Annotated in this window: 14 protein-coding genes and 1 other RNA gene; 5 read left to right on the plus strand and 10 right to left on the minus strand. The window is 38.4% G+C overall.

All coding sequences use genetic code 11. The features are described 5' to 3' along the window. Positions 1 to 191 precede the first annotated feature (191 nt). A complete protein-coding gene (locus MPH60_RS10400; RefSeq protein WP_241589024.1) occupies positions 192 to 401 on the plus strand; it encodes a YqaE/Pmp3 family membrane protein in 210 nt (69 codons plus the stop codon). A 76-nt stretch (positions 402 to 477) separates the two neighbouring features. Here MPH60_RS10400 and MPH60_RS10405 read toward each other — a convergent pair whose 3' ends face one another. Further along, positions 478 to 3,048 (minus strand): helicase-related protein, encoded by a 2,571-nt coding sequence (locus MPH60_RS10405; protein ID WP_241588634.1) that lies wholly within the window; start codon positions 3,046 to 3,048, stop codon positions 478 to 480. Positions 3,049 to 3,577: 529 nt separating this feature from the next. Between MPH60_RS10405 and MPH60_RS10410 the strand changes: the two genes are divergently transcribed. Continuing rightward, positions 3,578 to 4,537: a sensor domain-containing diguanylate cyclase gene (locus MPH60_RS10410; protein ID WP_241588635.1), complete on the plus strand. Its 960-nt coding sequence runs from the start codon at positions 3,578 to 3,580 to the stop codon at positions 4,535 to 4,537. Positions 4,538 to 4,813: 276 nt separating this feature from the next. Here MPH60_RS10410 and MPH60_RS10415 read toward each other — a convergent pair whose 3' ends face one another. Further along, a complete protein-coding gene (locus tag MPH60_RS10415; RefSeq protein ID WP_241588636.1) occupies positions 4,814 to 4,993 on the minus strand; it encodes a hypothetical protein in 180 nt (59 codons plus the stop codon). Further along, positions 4,990 to 5,736, minus strand: coding sequence for a type II toxin-antitoxin system SpoIISA family toxin (locus MPH60_RS10420; RefSeq protein ID WP_241589026.1), 747 nt, complete (start codon positions 5,734 to 5,736; stop codon positions 4,990 to 4,992). Before MPH60_RS10420 ends, MPH60_RS10415 begins: the two co-directional genes overlap by 4 nt. 320 nt (positions 5,737 to 6,056) lie before the next feature. Between MPH60_RS10420 and MPH60_RS10425 the strand changes: the two genes are divergently transcribed. Next, positions 6,057 to 7,142: an MBL fold metallo-hydrolase gene (locus MPH60_RS10425; RefSeq protein WP_241588637.1), complete on the plus strand. Its 1,086-nt coding sequence runs from the start codon at positions 6,057 to 6,059 to the stop codon at positions 7,140 to 7,142. Positions 7,143 to 7,183: 41 nt separating this feature from the next. Here MPH60_RS10425 and MPH60_RS10430 read toward each other — a convergent pair whose 3' ends face one another. Beyond that, positions 7,184 to 8,131 carry a DMT family transporter gene (locus MPH60_RS10430; protein ID WP_241588638.1) on the minus strand — a complete coding sequence of 316 codons (948 nt, stop codon included), beginning with the start codon at positions 8,129 to 8,131 and terminating at the stop codon, positions 7,184 to 7,186. Between the two features lie 251 nt (positions 8,132 to 8,382). On the opposite strand from MPH60_RS10430, the gene MPH60_RS10435 reads away from it, so the two are divergent. Next, positions 8,383 to 8,709, plus strand: coding sequence for a YnfA family protein (locus MPH60_RS10435; RefSeq protein ID WP_101222067.1), 327 nt, complete (start codon positions 8,383 to 8,385; stop codon positions 8,707 to 8,709). Between the two features lie 109 nt (positions 8,710 to 8,818). Here MPH60_RS10435 and MPH60_RS10440 read toward each other — a convergent pair whose 3' ends face one another. The 4 genes from MPH60_RS10440 to ssrS all read right to left on the minus strand — a co-directional run bounded on the left by MPH60_RS10440 (position 8,819) and on the right by ssrS (position 12,714). Further along, on the minus strand, positions 8,819 to 10,162 hold the full coding sequence (locus MPH60_RS10440; protein ID WP_241588639.1) for an MFS transporter: 1,344 nt from the start codon (positions 10,160 to 10,162) through the stop codon (positions 8,819 to 8,821). A 246-nt stretch (positions 10,163 to 10,408) separates the two neighbouring features. Further along, positions 10,409 to 10,597, minus strand: coding sequence for a hypothetical protein (locus MPH60_RS10445; protein ID WP_241588640.1), 189 nt, complete (start codon positions 10,595 to 10,597; stop codon positions 10,409 to 10,411). A gap of 311 nt (positions 10,598 to 10,908) precedes the next feature. Next, entirely contained in the window at positions 10,909 to 12,276 is a 1,368-nt protein-coding gene (locus MPH60_RS10450; RefSeq protein ID WP_241588641.1) for an MFS transporter, read from the minus strand. 250 nt (positions 12,277 to 12,526) lie between these two features. Further along, a non-coding RNA gene (ssrS, locus tag MPH60_RS10455) (6S RNA) lies at positions 12,527 to 12,714 on the minus strand. 364 nt (positions 12,715 to 13,078) lie between these two features. On the opposite strand from ssrS, the gene tatA reads away from it, so the two are divergent. Then, on the plus strand, positions 13,079 to 13,285 hold the full coding sequence (gene tatA, locus MPH60_RS10460; RefSeq protein WP_101222064.1) for a twin-arginine translocase TatA/TatE family subunit: 207 nt from the start codon (positions 13,079 to 13,081) through the stop codon (positions 13,283 to 13,285). Between the two features lie 324 nt (positions 13,286 to 13,609). On the opposite strand, the gene MPH60_RS27775 is transcribed toward tatA, so the two are convergent. Further along, on the minus strand, positions 13,610 to 14,908 hold the full coding sequence (locus MPH60_RS27775) for a globin-coupled sensor protein (RefSeq protein WP_272492766.1): 1,299 nt from the start codon (positions 14,906 to 14,908) through the stop codon (positions 13,610 to 13,612). Positions 14,909 to 15,061: 153 nt separating this feature from the next. Next, a complete protein-coding gene (locus MPH60_RS10475) occupies positions 15,062 to 16,474 on the minus strand; it encodes an amino acid permease (RefSeq protein WP_241588642.1) in 1,413 nt (470 codons plus the stop codon). Positions 16,475 to 16,917 lie beyond the last annotated feature (443 nt).

Consider the following 16,917-nt stretch of genomic DNA (forward strand, 5'->3'; position numbering starts at 1 on the left):
ATTGACTAGCTGTCGGGAAAACAAATCTTTATCTAGCCCTCTTCTGCCATTATGAGGGGCAAAAGACTGCTTCTTTGAGCAAGAATGCTCAGTTGGTATGTATCCGGCTCACGAGCATATATTTATCAAGGCGATACTAAGACTCAAACCGTAATAGTCAGTAAAAATCATGATATTGGAGAGTGTTCACCATTCTTTATTTAATTGCGATTATTTTCCCACCATTAGCCGTATTATTAGCCGGTAAGCCCGTTCAGGCTGTGCTTAATTTGGTACTCACACTATTTTTTTATGTCCCTGGTTTAATTCATGCAATCTTAGTGGTGCATGATAAGAAAGCTGATAAACGAATGAAGCAGCAAGCAGCAATCATTGCTAAATCGAAACAAACAACTAAGTGATTTAGACAACCACTAATAACCCGAATGAAGCACCAAGGTGCATTTTATTCGGGTTATTACTATCGAAAGAATTCGTTTAATTGAATCTGTGCGTCTTCCTAAGCCCTCTATGATAACAAGCGTCACATATTTGAAAACGCGAGTCATCCGGCAGCCTTTTTCCACAGCGCTTGCATTTTTTTTGATAATTCAACATTTCGTCTTTTAACTGATCATGAACGCCATCACTGATTTCTTCACGGATACGCTCCCAATAAACAGCTTCGGTCCGCTTACCCATCCGATATAAAAATAATAGATGAAGACCTATCGCTTTATAAGATAGCTCCAATTCCTCCAAATTCCTTGTCTTGATGACCGGTTCAGGAAGGTCACTGTTCTCGGCAATCGCTTCGACCGTCTCCAGCCACTGCCTGATAAGACTTGGTTCTTTTGCTGAAAAAGGAATATGCAGGAAACCATATAAATCCATTAAAGAAAAACGCGCTTCGATTTCAGTATCCCGTATCAGTTCGTAAAGCTCCCTTTCTTCCGAAAGCGATGCCTTTTTCGTGCCTTTAGGGGGCTCAAACCTCTCCCACATTTCGAAAAATGTCCCTAGGTTCCGATAATATTTCTGAAAACGTTCAAATACAGCTGAGGTTGGGGCGATTGTGAAGGTTTGAACTGGCTCATCAACTTGTTCCAGCAACTTATTCATGATTTTTATATCTGCTGTAAATGCTACCTTTCCAGTGTCATAAATTCCCTTTCTACCCGCTCGACCTGCGATTTGTTTGATTTCTTGAGAAGTCAACCTTCTTCTTCGTGTCCCGTCGAATTTTTCATTTTCAAGAAAGACGATACGGCGTATTGGCAAGTTCAATCCCATTCCGATTGCATCGGTGGCAACGACAACTGATGTTTCACCGCGATTGAATAGCTCTATTTGCCGTTTCCTATTTTCAGGAGGCATGCTTCCGTATATCATGCTGACATTATGTCCGCTCTCTTTTAGCCGGGACGCGGTTTCGAGTACCTGCCGTCTCGAAAAACAAATGAGCGCATCCCCTTTTTTCGTATACTTCAGTCCAAACTCCCTTTGTTCTACCTCAAGCGGTATTTCCCGTCTGTATTCGTGGAGTTCCAAATCAGCTTCATTCAGAAGGTTCAGAAGCATCATTTTGATATTATTGCTCCCGATTATGTGTACTTCTTTCGCATTAGCTTGCGTGATTGCCCTAAACCATGAAAAGCCTCGATCTTTATCGGCAATCATTTGGGCTTCATCTATGACGATTACTTCGTGGTAGTCTTTTTCATGAAACATTTCAACGGTGCTGGAGACATGTTTAGCACCCTCCACTGCCTTTTCTTCTTCACCTGTTTTTAATGAGCAAGGTACACCGTCAGCATTTAATTTATCAAACACTTCAAGTGCCAGCAGTCTAAGGGGAGCTAGGTACAAACCGCTTTCCGCTTCTTTCATTTTTTCCAGGGCCTTATGCGTCTTCCCGGTATTTGTCTCTCCTATATGCAAAACATATCGAACTTTTTTCCCTAATGACGGAGTATAGGCCTTACCGATGATATCATCGATCATCCTTTGTTCTTCTGCCCGCTTCCTGGCTTGCTCTGCCAATACTTCAGCTTTTCTTCTCTCCCTGTTCTCCACGTCTTTTTCGTATATTTCTTCGTGCAAAGTTTCATTAAAAGGAATTTCTTCAAGCTTCAGTAAATCAGAAAGGTATTCTTCCTGAAGTTCATCAAAACAGGACTGAGACAAATCGGCCAATTCATCGCTTAGTATACCTTGAAGGGCATCAACCGTCAGCCTTTCCCCATATGACTCCAAAAAATCATGATGCAGTGCAGCAGATAGATGGTTCAAGTATTTGTCAGGGGCTAATTTCATTATGAATTCGGAAACTAATCTTTCATACCTGAAGAAGTAATTTTCATATTCATAACGGTTCCTTCCCCAACCGACTAACGAGTGGATATCGCCTGTCAGCTCTTCAAAAAAATCAGTGACCATTAGGTATTCTGCAGCTTGAAAGCCCCCCTCTTCCACCAATTGTTCTTCAAGCAAGTATGGATCGACATATTGGAATTTAGGCTTATTCTTAAGATCTTTTGTCAATATACCGGCAATATAATACCTGACATGTAAATATAATAGGAGGGAGTTTTTTTCGAAAAATGTATTGGCCTCTTCTTGAAGCCTAGCGCGTATCTTCCAACGCTGCTTGGCAAGCCTCTGTTCTTCTTGTCGCCTAAAGAATTTTTCCCTTGCTTTTTTATATCTCTTTTCCCACTCTTCTTGATTGTCAGCAAAGGTTTTATAAATCCATGTTAAGCCATCAAACGGGTGATACTTCTTTAATTCGTTCCGGAACATGCTATTGATCAGCTTATGATCTGAACCTTCCGTTACAAAGCCCCTTTCGCTTAAAAACGCCTTTTTTTCCTTTCTGGGCACATCATTTGATGCTTTATTTATCCAAACATTTATCCAAATTTGCTCAATAAATGTCGCCCTGTCTGATATATATGCTGAAAAAGAAGGCATTGTCTCTTGATTCTCTAAATAAAAATCCATATCCTGGATTATTTTTTCCTTTGTATTCTCAATCGCAATAGGATATATACTTTCTAATTTTCCCATAATGATCCCCTTTTGAATTATCCAATATGTACTTTATTACTTCCTTTTATCCTCCCCAAATTTTTGTTTAAAATGAGCGCGGGTACATTCGTTTTATCTATTTACATTCAAGTGCTCTGTTATCATGAGAAAGTGAAGAAATGCCAAGATGCTTTACTTGCAATGTACATCGGAGTTACTCTTACCATTTCATTTACAGTATAATTCATGAAGAATAGACTGATCATTGACTTGGCCTTTATGGTTTATGCCCATCCCGGAAATCCAGACATAGGTTTAGCTGTTTTGTAAACAGGCAATAAAAATTTAATGATATTAAAAAAAAGCCGAAAATAAAGGAAAGGTCAATTTTCAAACTTTCTCGATAACATGATTCATCCATAAAACGAATCCATCCCCTTAATTGAGTTTAGTGGAAATTCGGACAACTGTCACGGTATTGAGATTCCGATTTTGTGTCCTTGGCGTTCAATATGAGAATTAATATCCGGAAATCTAAAAAGACTATAAATAAATGAGGAGCCTGAGAATGATTCAGCAAGATATCAACTATTATAAGAATTTCGATTCCATCGCTAAAGAAGTATTAGCACTTTTAGGTCAAACCATTGAGGTCAATACATTCTTCGTTTCTATATTGAATCCGTTAAATAGTTTCATGATCAAATCCTTCAATAGAAATGCAAAATTAATTTGTGAAGGTGACATCCTTCCTTATAATATGGTTTATTGCAAATTAGTTGTTGAGAATGGCTTGGAACCACTTGTTATCCCGAATTTGGGGGAACATGAATTGACTAGTGGCCACCCCGCAACGAAGTTTATAGGAAATGGGTGTTTTATGGGAGCTCCCCTTACTATTGAGGGTGAAATCATCGGAACATTATGTGCATTCGACATTAAACCTCATGATTTTAAAGAATATGATCTGATCCTCATTAAGTCTTTGGCAGCTTTGATTAGTCATACCATCAATCTTGAAAAAGGGATTATCAGGGATCCTTTGTCAGGTCTTTATAATCGGAACTTCATTTATCATTATTTTGAATATCACAAAGATAAAACAAACGATGAAATGGCCCTTCTTTACATCGATCTTGATGATTTTAAATTTTTCAATGATTCCTATGGTCATGATACTGGTGATGACGTTATTAAAAAGGCAGCTGAATGTTTTGTGCAAACCGTTCCCGAAGGCAGTCATGTGGCTCGAATTGGTGGTGATGAATTCATTGTATTATTACATCCAGCGCATTGTGAGGATTTAATGAAAAGCACTCAGCAAAACGCTGAATTCATCTTGAACCGTTTATCCACCATGCCCATTACCATAAATGGAAATGATCATGTTGTATCAGCTAGCATAGGGATAAGTTTTTATCCTCATAATGGTACGGAAATGGAGTCGCTTTTGAAAAAAGCGGACCGTTCCATGTATATGGCTAAGAAGTCTGGACGTAAGAAAATTCACTACTTCCACCAGCAGTGATACTCTGAAAAAATAAAAAAACCAGTTCTCCTTGGAGACTGGCTTTTTACCTTAAAAAAATCCAACGTTTAGCTTTCAGCCTTTGCAAAAGCTTAAGCAGATCGGCATTTCCCTTATGTATCCGTTTTTCGGATGGTGAAGCGGAGGGGACCGGGATGTTAACTCTCTCGGGTTTTTTGTTCATATTCTGAAAGACCCTTCCTATTCTTTGATTTTGAATAGTATATGCGGGTTCCCCATTAAATATCATCAGGAAAGGAAAAACCCCTTCCCATCTTATAAAACATTTTTTAATCGGCTGAAGCGTGCAGCTTTTTCTTTTTCTTTCAGGATAATGCGTTCGTTCTGTTTCATCACTTTTTTAGTGTGGGGACTTAAACCTACATCGGGTATCTTCACCTGTGGTTTGATTACGGCAACTGACACGTCATTACCGGCTTTATCATAAATGCTCATTTATCCTCACCACCTGATTTTTGTTTTATGACCATATCGAACATCATGATTAATAATGCTATTAATAAACAATCGACTTCTGAAACGAAGCTTTCCGATTTAACGTCAAGGATATAAGGTTCCATCAAAATGCTTACAGGCTGCAAAGCCATTTTTTCTTCATCATTATAATACGTATCTTCTCTTTCCAATGTAGCACGGATGGTACTGCCATTCAAGTTCGGATGCCCATTAATCACCAATTGCTTGTCCTGTTCCGTTTTGAAAGGAAGGATTTTCACGTTCATCCCTTCCTTAGCTGCATACGCTTGAAGGAGAATGCTCAAATAAGCCAAGTATTCCTTATTCGATTGATAATACTCAGGTATTCCTTCTTTCTTTAGGAGATGAAACATATTTTTGACCTTTTCCCTATTATCCGTTAAAAGTTTGTCACTTTCCGCAACCGCTTTTGTTGCATAGGACAGCTCGTTATCGCCAATCTTCGATATATACATGCTCAAGAACACAAACATATCAATCAGGATGAATACAATAGCCATTATCAAGAAATTTTTCCACTCATTAAAAATGCTCATCGGATAGAAATTCCAATAAATCAAAGCTCCCAGTATAAAAATGATATACCAGGTTTTTCGAATCGCTTCAATCCTTTTACTTACCTTGTCCTTATATTTCCAAGAAAGTATGACATAAGCTAATAAAGCAATAAATACTACCCACACAAAGACTCTGAAAAACATTAACAATCGATTTATCACCCTACCCTTCAGCTGCTACATTCCATATCCCGCTCTTATATTATTCATTATATATACCTCTATTCCCTGCCTAAGACGGGTGAAACTTAAACACTTGCCAGAAATTTTCACTAGCTGTAAAACACTCCTCCCCATGCGGGTTTACAGTAAATGAATCATATGTTTCAGTTCCATTGTCCCTTTTTTCAGAAGGGTATATTTTAATCATTTTTCTTGTGGGACATCATAGTAAATAACTTTATATATTCTGTGATATGATATGTTTTAATAAAAAGGCATGATTATTATGGGAGGAAGCTATCATGATGAAAATTATTAAGATCCTCATTTCTTCTTTTATACTATTATTACTTTTCCTAAACCTCTATCCTCCACTTGGAAGAAGGATAAACAAAGAAAAAGTGAAAAGTTACACTACAAAAGAGAATTTTTCCAAGGGAAAATTCCAAAATCAGATTCCAGCCAGTCAAGCGATGAGTCTTAAGCATACTGGTTCGATTTTACGTGATTTCATAAAACCCAATCCAAAAAGGAGACCCGACCAGCCAATCGTAATTGGAACAAAAGAACCTGGATCTATGAATTCCAATAAAATCACCTGGTTTGGTCATTCAGCATTCATGTTGGAGTTAGATGGAAAAACCATTTTAGTGGATCCCATGTTTGGCAAAGCACCCACTCCCTTTCCTTGGTTTGGGAACAAACGTTTTAGCGGGGAGCTGCCTATTGATTTGGATACGCTGCCTCCTATCGATGCCGTCCTGCTCTCACATGATCACTACGATCATTTGGATTATTTCTCAATAAAGAAATTAAAGGATAAGGTCAGTCAGTTCATTGTCCCACTAGGTGTCGGCGGACATCTTGAAAGATGGGGCGTTAAACAAGAACTGATTCAGGAACATAATTGGTGGGATGAGGTTTCATTCAAGGATTTGCAATTTGTCTGTACACCTGCAAGGCATTTTTCTGGAAGAAGTTTAGGCGATGGCAATACGACACTATGGTGTTCTTGGGTAATTAAAGGCAAACAAGAAAAGATCTTTTTCAGCGGAGATAGTGGATATGGCAGCCATTTTAAAGAAATAGGCGAAAAATTCGGGCCTTTTGATATAACTTTAATGGAATGCGGCCAATATGATGAACGCTGGTCAACCATCCATATGATTCCAGAAGAAACTGTTCAAGCACATATCGATGTACAAGGAAAACGGATGCTCCCCATTCATTGGGCTGGTTTCACATTATCTTTTCATGACTGGACAGATCCGATAGAACGGGTAACAAAAGCGGCCAATGATCTTGGCGTCCAGGTCTGCACACCTCAATTAGGCGAACCAGTAGTGATTGGTTCAACGGATTTCCCTCAAACAAAATGGTGGAAATGAAAATGGTCCTTCCCAAACGGGATGGACCATTTTTATTCATTTCACATTTTGCCTTCATTATATTCAAGATTCACTTTTATTGAATGCTCCTTTTTCACTCCAAAATAATTCGTGCCTATTACACCTAAAATGATAAGGATCGACCCCAATATATCGTAGATTGTAATCTTTTCTTTTAGAATGAGAGCTCCTGCTGCAACCGTTACAACAGTGGATAGATTTGCGAACACACTCATTTGGGACGCTTTGATTTTTGATAAGATCGTATTGGATAATAACGAAGTGACCAATGAAGCCAATATTCCTAAATACAAAATGGAACTGATGAATTCGATGCTCGACCATGGTGTAAAGAATTCCGGCATCGTTCCTTGTTTTAAGTGGGTGAAGAGCGCAGCCACGTTAAAAATGACAAAGCCTGTTCCCATCATGAAAAAGGACATTTCACCTGGTGTATAGTCCTTGGCAAGGGACCGGGTCATCGTTGTATAACATGCAGTTGCAATACAGGATAGCAGGATCAACACCATCCCTAGCATGTCGGAAGAATTGATTGTGCTCCCTTTCATCACAAAAATAAATATGACTCCAACTACCGACAACACAATCGAAAGTTTTTGATATAAAGATGTTTTCTCCTTAAGGAAATATCCAGCTATCATCAATGTTAGAATCGGGGTGACGGCAGACAGAATTCCAGCATCGGTGGATTGCGAATACTTAAGTCCGAAAGTTTGAAAGGCAAAGAATAGAGTTGGGAATAACAAAGATAACGGAACAAGATGTTTAACCGACTCCCAGGAATAATTCACCTTAATGACTTTAACGGCAACCAGGAAGAAAATGATGACGAAAGAAACGGAAAATCGGAACGCCAAAGTATCCAGCGGATTCGATTCTTCAATCGCCATTTTCGTGAATAAGAAAGATAGGCCGACAATACTTGAATGAAATAGAGCTAACATGTATGCAAATGTTCGGGTTTTCATGGCTGCAACTCCTCAACTAAATTACTATATTCCTATTTAGGTATAGTACCCTTTGCATCTGTATTGCAATCCAAGTTAGAGTCAAAAAATAAATATGGCATTTTCACCTATTAATAATAACTTTTTAAAGATCATTTCCATGCCTTAACGGTAATGCGCCAGTTAACTTTCAATTAGTAAGGACTCCTTAAATATGTCATTTGCAGTTTCACATATGATAAAATTTCAACTAGGAAGAGAGGTATACATATATGTTAGTTACTACTGTAATATTCCTTATGGCTGGTCTAGCTGAAATTGGCGGCGGTTACCTTATTTGGCTTTGGTTAAGAGAAGGTAAATCTATTTATCTAGGTTTAGCCGGAGGTTTTGGGTTGGTGTTATACGGCATCATTGCAACTTTTCAAACGTTCCCTACATTTGGACGTGTATATGCTGCATACGGCGGGGTTTTCATCGTTTTATCGGTTTTATGGGGATGGGGCATCGATAAGAAAACCCCTGATTTATATGATTGGATTGGAGCTTTAATCTGCTTGGTCGGGGTTTCAGTCATTATATGGGGCCCTAGACAGTAAAAGAATGAAAGGGCATAAGGCCCTTTCATTCTTTTACCAAGATCTCCACGTTTTGTTTTGTCTGATCCCCATTTGAACTTTTCCATAAAGTGATTCAGCTGGGTGTTTATTATATCAATTTCTTTTCCTGCCTGTTTACGGTCATATTACTGAAGTTATCCTGAATGAACCAAATCGCCAGTGCTGCAATGATGCATGGTATGGCAAAAGCTAAAAAATTGACTTGCAATGATAACTTCATATCAAGCAGGACCCCGCAGAAAGTAGGAGCGAGTATTCCGCCAATTCTGCCGATACCCAATGCCCATCCGACTCCTGTAGAACGGATTTCATTCGGATAATACTGGGATACATATGCATTCGTTACAATTTGTGTACCTGTTGTCGTACCTCCTGCAATGGCGATCAGTATATATAGCATGATCATGCTTGGCTTGAAGCTCAGCATCGTAAGGGTAATGAATCCAATGACCAAGAAAGCAACCAGAATCTTCTTGGAACCATATCTGTCTGCAAGCTTCCCTCCAACGATCGCCCCAAAAACCGCTCCAAGGTTCAATACGACTAAGAATGTCAAGCTTGAGCCTAGCTCATATCCTGCCCCTCCCATGATTTTTGGTAGCCATGTACTCAACCCATACATTACGAACAAACACATGAAAAATGCAATCCAGAACATGAGGGTGCTCAAAGTCCTCCCATTTTTGAACAACTGTTTAACTGGAAACCCTTTCATTTCACTTTTGAGCTGCTCCTGCAGGACATAATGATCATTAATGGTGTATTGCCCGTCTACCTTCACTTGATTCAGAACTTCCACCAATTTGCTTTTCTCGTTTTTTGTGATGAAATAATTTATTGACTCGGGCAGCAATTTATATAATATGGGCATGAAGATTAATGGGAGTGCACCAAGCCAAACCACTGCCCGCCAACCAAAGTTCGGAATCAGGTACATCGCTCCCAATGAAGCGACAACTCCCCCTAGTGCGTGTCCGCTGAACATGATCGCGACCAGGGTACTTCTAAGTTTTTTAGGAGAATATTCAGTAATGATTGCAATTAGGTTCGGCATGACTCCTCCCAAGCCTAATCCTGCAATAAAACGCTGTATTCCAAAAGTAGTTGGATCATCGGCAAAACCTGATGTAAATGTAAATACGGAAAAAATGACCGTACAAATCAAAATGACTTTCTTTCTGCCAAATTTATCAGCCAGAGGTCCAAAGACCAAGGCTCCTATCATCATCCCAAACAATGCATAGCTGCTGAATAACCCTGCCTCTACAGCAGTTACCCTCCACTCCTCCATCAAAGATGGCAGAATCGTCCCAAGCATGAACATATCATACCCGTCACAAATGATGATAAAGATACAACATAATAAAATCTGTAAATGAAAACGGTTAAATTTTTGTTCATCAATCATTTCGGACACTTGGATTGTGCGCATTTCCTTCCCCTCTTTCTGCTTTTCCTTTTGACGCAGTCTTAAGAATGTCTCTGTTTTTTTGTCCGAGCTAACATGTAATGACAACAAATACTGTAATTACAAATACAAATTATACAAATATAGAACTAAGTTCACTATATATTATCTTAGTTTTTAGAATATTGTCAATAATCAAAGTCGATCAGCTAGAATAACCAACAAAAAAACCCTCTTATCAAAGAGGGCTTTCAATGAGTATAAAAAGGATTAAGCTTCCAAGGCTTCTTTACGCTTTCTTTTCCTTGATTCTGTTATTAGATCATAACCGAGATAAAGGATGATGGCTCCGCCTAACAATTTAACATATAACGGAATGTCCGCTACAAAGAAATAAATCATAGAGAATAATGTCCCTATAATACTTAACCAAAAAATTACATGTTTTAAAATTTTCAAAGTAATGACTCCTCACAAAAGATGAGATTAATTTCTAGTTCGCTCCACTTCAAGGGAGAATTAATTATCCGTACCATCATTCTAACATTTATTCTTTATATTAAGAGCGACTCATATTGCGAAATTATGAACATTTAAGCAACTTTCCTCAAAAATAGGTCAACCAAACCATTCCCGGAAAAACTTTAGGCCAGTTCTTACAATTTGCAGTTTTCATCTAGACCCATTACTACGGCATAAAAGGACAATAAAACAAAAATGCATGAAATGACAGCGAGGGTATCCCAGCACTGCATTTCATGCATGTAGTTTCATAAGACGTTCATTTTATTGGATTCTACTACCATTTCTTCAGTTGGTTCCGAATGATCCTGTTTATAATAAGCCATTTTCACTGGAACGAATGATAAGGCAACCGCAGCAATGAGACCTGGAATGGCGAAGGCGATGAAATTCAATTGGATGGGAAGCGAGATGGATAATAAAAATCCGCCGAGTATAGGCCCGAGCATACCGCCAATCCTACCGATTCCAGATGCCACCCCTAGTGCAGTCGATCTAATATTTGGAGGATAGTACTGGGAAACATAGGCTTGTACAAGGTTTTGAGCACCAATGGTACAGGCTCCTGCAATCGCTACCAATGTGTAAATCACAAATGAGCTTCCGCCCATTCCCAATAGTGTCAAACTTACAGCACCAATCGCATACATCGGCACAAGCATTTTCTTGGAACCATAACGATCACAAAGTTTAGCGATGATAAGCGTGCCTACGATAGCGCCGCCTTGAAGGACGATCAAGAAACCTAAGCTTGAATTCAGCGCATACCCTGCCTCGATCATTAGCTTTGGTAGCCATGTATTCAATCCATATACCATCAATAGGCACATGAAAAAGGCGATCCAGAACATCAATGTGCTAAGAGCACGGGAATCCTTAAACAATCCCACAATCGGCATATTGGATTCTGTTTTTTTCACTTCCACAAGTTCGTCCTTGATGTCGAATTTACTTTCCGGACTTACCTTGGATAATATTCTGATCAGTTCTTCCTTTTTGTTAATTCTGATCAGATGCGTCGAAGCCTCTGGTAAACGCTTCATCATGAAGGGTAAAAATAACAATGGTATTCCTGCAAACCAGAATATTGATTCCCAACCTAATGTCGGCATAACCAGTATACCCAGTATCGGAGCAAGCATTCCTCCGAATGAGTAACCGCATAATACGATTGAAACGACCATGCTCCGCATCGTTTTCGGTGCATAATCCGTCAATAAGGCAATGACGTTCGGCATGATGCCCCCAAGCCCTAATCCCGCTAAAAATCGGAAAGTTGAAAACATCGTAGGCGTATCCGCAAATCCACATAAAAGCGTAAATAAACTAAATAAAATGAGTGTAATCGCGATTACGTTTTTTCTGCCAATCCGATCTGCTAATGTACCAAAGAAAATCGCCCCGAACAACATACCAAACAGACCGTAACTGCCCATAGCCCCCGCTTCCACGGAAGTAAGGTTCCATTCCTCCGTCAATAACGGGACGACCGTACCGTAAACGACAAGGTCATAGCCGTCAAAAAGAATAATGATAAAACACCATGCCAGCAATCCAAAATGAAAGCGGTTAAATTTACTGTTGCTAATTACCTCGGTCGTATTAATTTTAGCCATAAAATTTTTCTCCTCTCTAGGTGACTCCAGTAATTCCATCCAAATGATAGCGCTTACGTAATCATTCAAAAAATATTCGACTCACATATTTTTATACAAATAGTGAACTGAGTTATCTAATTATTATTATAAATGCTAATTATCAGTTATTTCAATAAAAACTTTCACATATTATTCATAAAATCTTTAAACATACGTAAAAACAACAAAAAACCAGTCCCTTATCGGAACTGGTTTCTAATTAGTAAAATAGGAAGCCGCCATTGCCGTATTAAAGTAAGAAAGTTTTAAACCACCACTCCTCAAAGTGGGTGTTTGCAGAAGCAATCCTGTTGTCCAAGTCAGTGACGAGGCATAACATTCCTGTTTCGATATAAAACTCCCTATTACAGCTTAAAGGTTAAAACTTAATTATCATTACGAACAACGCAGCTTGTATAGTTATAATACCGAAATATCTTCAATCATGCAAGTTTAATCATTTCCAGACAATAAAAAAATTATCATGATACACATTTAGCAGGTGGAGCCAAGTTATTCATGACCATACTGCAAAACTAATTGCGGCACTCTGATTTCTGTCACCGTCCCCCACTTTCATTGATATCTTTTAAGTAATAGCACACTTGGGTAAGTAATATTTTTAGATAGAATGTGCAAGATAAAATTGGACGGAATTGAAAGTGTTTGTCATGTGCGGATCATCAGCTGCTGAACTCTATAATATATCCTAAATAACATTTGCAAATACATGGAAGGAGTCTATAATATTAACTAACAGAATTGATTGGAGTGACTAGTTATGCTTTCAAACATTGGTTTTCCCGGTTTAATTTTAATCCTTCTTTTAGCTTTAATTGTTTTTGGACCGAACAAGCTACCACAAATCGGACGGGCAGTCGGCACTTCGCTTAGGGAGTTTAAGGATGCAACCAAGGGAATAACAGAAGAAATACAAGAAGAATTCAAGGATGACGTACAAGCGGCAAGAAAAGAATCGATAAAATGAAAAAGACGCCTGCACGCAGCAGGCGTCTTTGATGCGTTTGTGGCGCAGAACCGTCAGGCCACATCCCGACGTTTAGCTAAAAGCATGTTCTTCGACTTACACAAATTAGCTCATCGCTTTATTAATATAACATTAAACTCATTTTATATCAAGTGATTTATTGAGCAGCCTGTTAACGGCATCTCTTGGAATGGATCTTAATTTTTTAAAGTATGTTCTTATTCTATAAACGGCTTGTGGTTTATTCAGAAATATTCTATCGAGTTGTTTATTAAAATATTAATGAGCCCCATTAGGCTGTTTTTACAAAAATGTTGAACTTTATTACAAATTCATTGTCATTTGAGTCAATTGATCCGAGGAAACGGCCACTTGATTGAATGCTTCATTAATTTCGTCGAATATATCATTCAGTTCTGTCATTTCCTTGGTGATTTTAATATTCTGCTCTTTAACAGAAAGCATGGCCTTTGCTATATCAGTAAAAAATATGCCAGTTTCTTTTCCTTGTTTCGTTCCTTTAGTAATTTCCCCGCTAACCATGGAAATTGACGTGTTCATGACATTGGTAAAATGAGCAATTCCATTAACCAGTTTCACTACTTCCGAAACTGAGTCCTTTGTATTTTCCGACAGCTTCCTTACCTCACCTGCCACAACCGCGAATCCTTTACCATTTTCACCAGCTCTTGCCGCTTCAATCGCTGCGTTCAACGCCAACAAATTCGTTTGCTCTGCAATTGAAGTGATGATCGTGACAATTCGTTCAATTTCCTTTGAAGTATTGGATAGCTGTTCCATATCTTTTGAGATGATCGTCATTTGCTCCTGCGTTTTTACCAACCTTTTCTCTAATCCCTGTAACAGTTCGACTCCCTCTTTTGATTTTCCCTCTGCATGTATCGCAATCTCTGAGCCCTTTTGAGTGAAATCATGAATTTCGACTACCTTATTTGCCATTAATTGAGTTGCTGAACTAGTCTCTTCACTGATTGCTGCCAATTCCTCTGCATTATGATTGACCTGCAGTTTGATTGTTTCTTTTTCTGCTAGGTTCTTTTGGCGAATCTTCTCATTTTCAAGTTCATATGCCTCTAAAACTATTTGCTGCTCCAGATTAAAAATTTTTGTAACAGCCAGAATGTTTTCTTGATATTGCTCTATATTCTTTATATTGGAAATTACATGAATGATTAATGACTGCAATAAATCCTGAAATGCACTCATATACCATTTTGGCTGCAATCCAATACGCACATGTACTTGTGCGATAATATAACGTTGTTTAATATACGCATCATCAATGTTCCCGCTAAACATTTCGTACATATGACGATGAAGTGTCTTTTTCAGCCTATCAACAGAGCTATTGTCTGATATGATCTTCATTAATGAGGGTTCATGTTCTAGATTTTTATAGAAATTCCCTACTATTTGGGTCAAATGTTTCTTCACTTCTTCCTGTAAAGAACGAATGATGCACAAATCCCCCATCGTCAAATGAATCATTTCCACTTGATTCAATACGCTCGGATATTCCCTGATCGTGATACCGACGTGTTCCTTATATTGCATATAGTCTAGCGAATCTATCTTTTTTTTACTTCTCCATATACTTTTCATGATTGAATTGCCTCCCATTTTTTCTACCCATATTTACTATTTCGACATAAAGTCCGCTAATCTTAATTCACTTTGAAAAATTTTCTTCTTACACACAAGACTTATGAACTATTTATGTCCAAATAAAAAAAGACACTCCAGAGAGTGTCTTTTTCAATGTTCATTTTCCTGCTGGTTAAGATTCGAGTGCTTACGGGAATAAGTGAAGTAAATGACTACTCCGATAGCCATCCAAATCAAGAACCTTATCCATGTATGACTCCCTAGCTGAACCATCAAGAAAACGCAAAAAACGATTGCCAGTCCTGGAACGAGCGGTACAGCCGGACAATAAAAAGCACGTTTCATATCAGGTCTTGTTTTCCGTAACACGATGACCGCAATGGAAATCATCGTAAACGCAGTCAATGTTCCAATGTTGACCAGCTCAGCCAATTCACCAAGCGGTATGAATGCCCCCAATAATGCCGCTATCAAACCGAATATCCATGAAGCCGCATAAGGGGTTTTATATTTTTTATGAAGTTTGGATAAGGATTTAGGCATCAGCCCATCTCGTGACATCGCAAACATGATTCGGGTTTGTCCATACAACATAACCAAGATTACCGTTGTCATTCCGAGGAAGGCACCTAGATCGATGATACCTGCAACCCAATTTTGTCCTGCACTTTGCAACACCAAAGAAATCGGGTGGTCAAGAGCTTTGCTGAATTGTGCATACGGTACCACACCTGTCATGATCAAACTTACCGCCATATAAAGTACTACACAAATGACTAATGAACCGAGAATTCCGCGTGGTAAATTCCTACCTGGATTTCTTGTTTCTTCAGCCGCAGATGCAACTGCATCAAAGCCGATGAAGGCAAAGAACATTAATGCGGCAGTTGAAAATACCCCATCGATTCCAAATGGCATGAATGGCTGCCAGTTTTCCGGTTTCACATAATATATAGAAGAAACGATGAACAACAAGACTACCAACACTTTAATAACGACCATTATATTATTGATTCTAGTCGTTTGTTTCGTACCTATGGAAATCAAAAAGGTAATCGCCATGACTATCAAAAAGGCTGGTAAGTTCATATAAGTCGTGACACCTTCGACCGAACCCGGTGCCGCCGTCCATTCTTTCGGAAAGTTAATTCCGAATCCACTTAAAAATGATTGGAAATAGCCCGACCACCCCGCTGATACGGCACTGACAGCCAATAAGTATTCAAGGATTAAATCCCAGCCGATTATCCAAGCGGCGAATTCACCTAAAGTTGCATAAGCATACGTATAAGTCGAACCGGATACCGGCACGGAAGCGGCAAATTCTGCATAAGAAAGTGCAGCGAATAAACAGGCAAGACCAGCAATGACGAACGATATTGAAAGTGCAGGACCAGCATTCACTGCACCAGTGCCTGTTAGAACAAAAATGCCTGTCCCAATAATCGCTCCTATTCCTAGCATCGTTAAATCCCATGCTCCCAGTTCCCGTTTCAATCCCTTTCCGCCAGAACCTGCGGTTTTCATCAAGTCCTCAATGGACTTCTTTCTAAAAATGCTCATGTTCTCTCCTCCATAATTTAATAAACTATTCTGAAAACTATAGACAAATAATTTCACTTACCATTTATATCGAAGAAATTTCGACAAATATCTGCAATTCCTGAATTATCTGACTTTTAAATTATACGTATTAACCTTTTTATCGTCAATGATTTATTATTGTAAAATTCTGTTTTTTTATTTTTTTCAGAACGAAATCTCTATTATTCATCAGAATTATGCATCAATAAAAATATATAATGAACAAATCATTATTTTAATATTGATAAAGCGAGCTATTGAAGTATTCCATTAATTTATCTTGTAGGCATTCTATTTTTTAAATTCTATAAAGAATCATTATTTATTTTCTCCTATGTATTATTATGAAATAATACACCAAAATTATGCTAATCATTCATGCACCAATCGTTTGACGGAATCAAAGTACATAACTATACTTA

It is taken from the genome of Peribacillus sp. Aquil_B1 (assembly GCF_022603275.1).
Lineage (GTDB): Bacteria > Bacillota > Bacilli > Bacillales > DSM-1321 > Peribacillus.

Coding starts and splice junctions, on each gene's coding strand:
- MPH60_RS10425 (WP_241588637.1), top strand. CDS start 6,057: ATGATGAAAATTATTAAGATCCTCATTTCTTCTTTTATACTATTATTA.
- MPH60_RS10420 (WP_241589026.1), bottom strand. CDS start 5,736: ATGTTTTTCAGAGTCTTTGTGTGGGTAGTATTTATTGCTTTATTAGCT.
- MPH60_RS10435 (WP_101222067.1), top strand. CDS start 8,383: ATGTTAGTTACTACTGTAATATTCCTTATGGCTGGTCTAGCTGAAATT.
- MPH60_RS10440 (WP_241588639.1), bottom strand. CDS start 10,162: ATGCGCACAATCCAAGTGTCCGAAATGATTGATGAACAAAAATTTAAC.
- MPH60_RS10450 (WP_241588641.1), bottom strand. CDS start 12,276: ATGGCTAAAATTAATACGACCGAGGTAATTAGCAACAGTAAATTTAAC.
- MPH60_RS10415 (WP_241588636.1), bottom strand. CDS start 4,993: ATGAGCATTTATGATAAAGCCGGTAATGACGTGTCAGTTGCCGTAATC.
- MPH60_RS10410 (WP_241588635.1), top strand. CDS start 3,578: ATGATTCAGCAAGATATCAACTATTATAAGAATTTCGATTCCATCGCT.
- MPH60_RS27775 (WP_272492766.1), bottom strand. CDS start 14,908: ATGAAAAGTATATGGAGAAGTAAAAAAAAGATAGATTCGCTAGACTAT.
- tatA (WP_101222064.1), top strand. CDS start 13,079: ATGCTTTCAAACATTGGTTTTCCCGGTTTAATTTTAATCCTTCTTTTA.
- MPH60_RS10430 (WP_241588638.1), bottom strand. CDS start 8,131: ATGAAAACCCGAACATTTGCATACATGTTAGCTCTATTTCATTCAAGT.
- MPH60_RS10475 (WP_241588642.1), bottom strand. CDS start 16,474: ATGAGCATTTTTAGAAAGAAGTCCATTGAGGACTTGATGAAAACCGCA.
- MPH60_RS10405 (WP_241588634.1), bottom strand. CDS start 3,048: ATGGGAAAATTAGAAAGTATATATCCTATTGCGATTGAGAATACAAAG.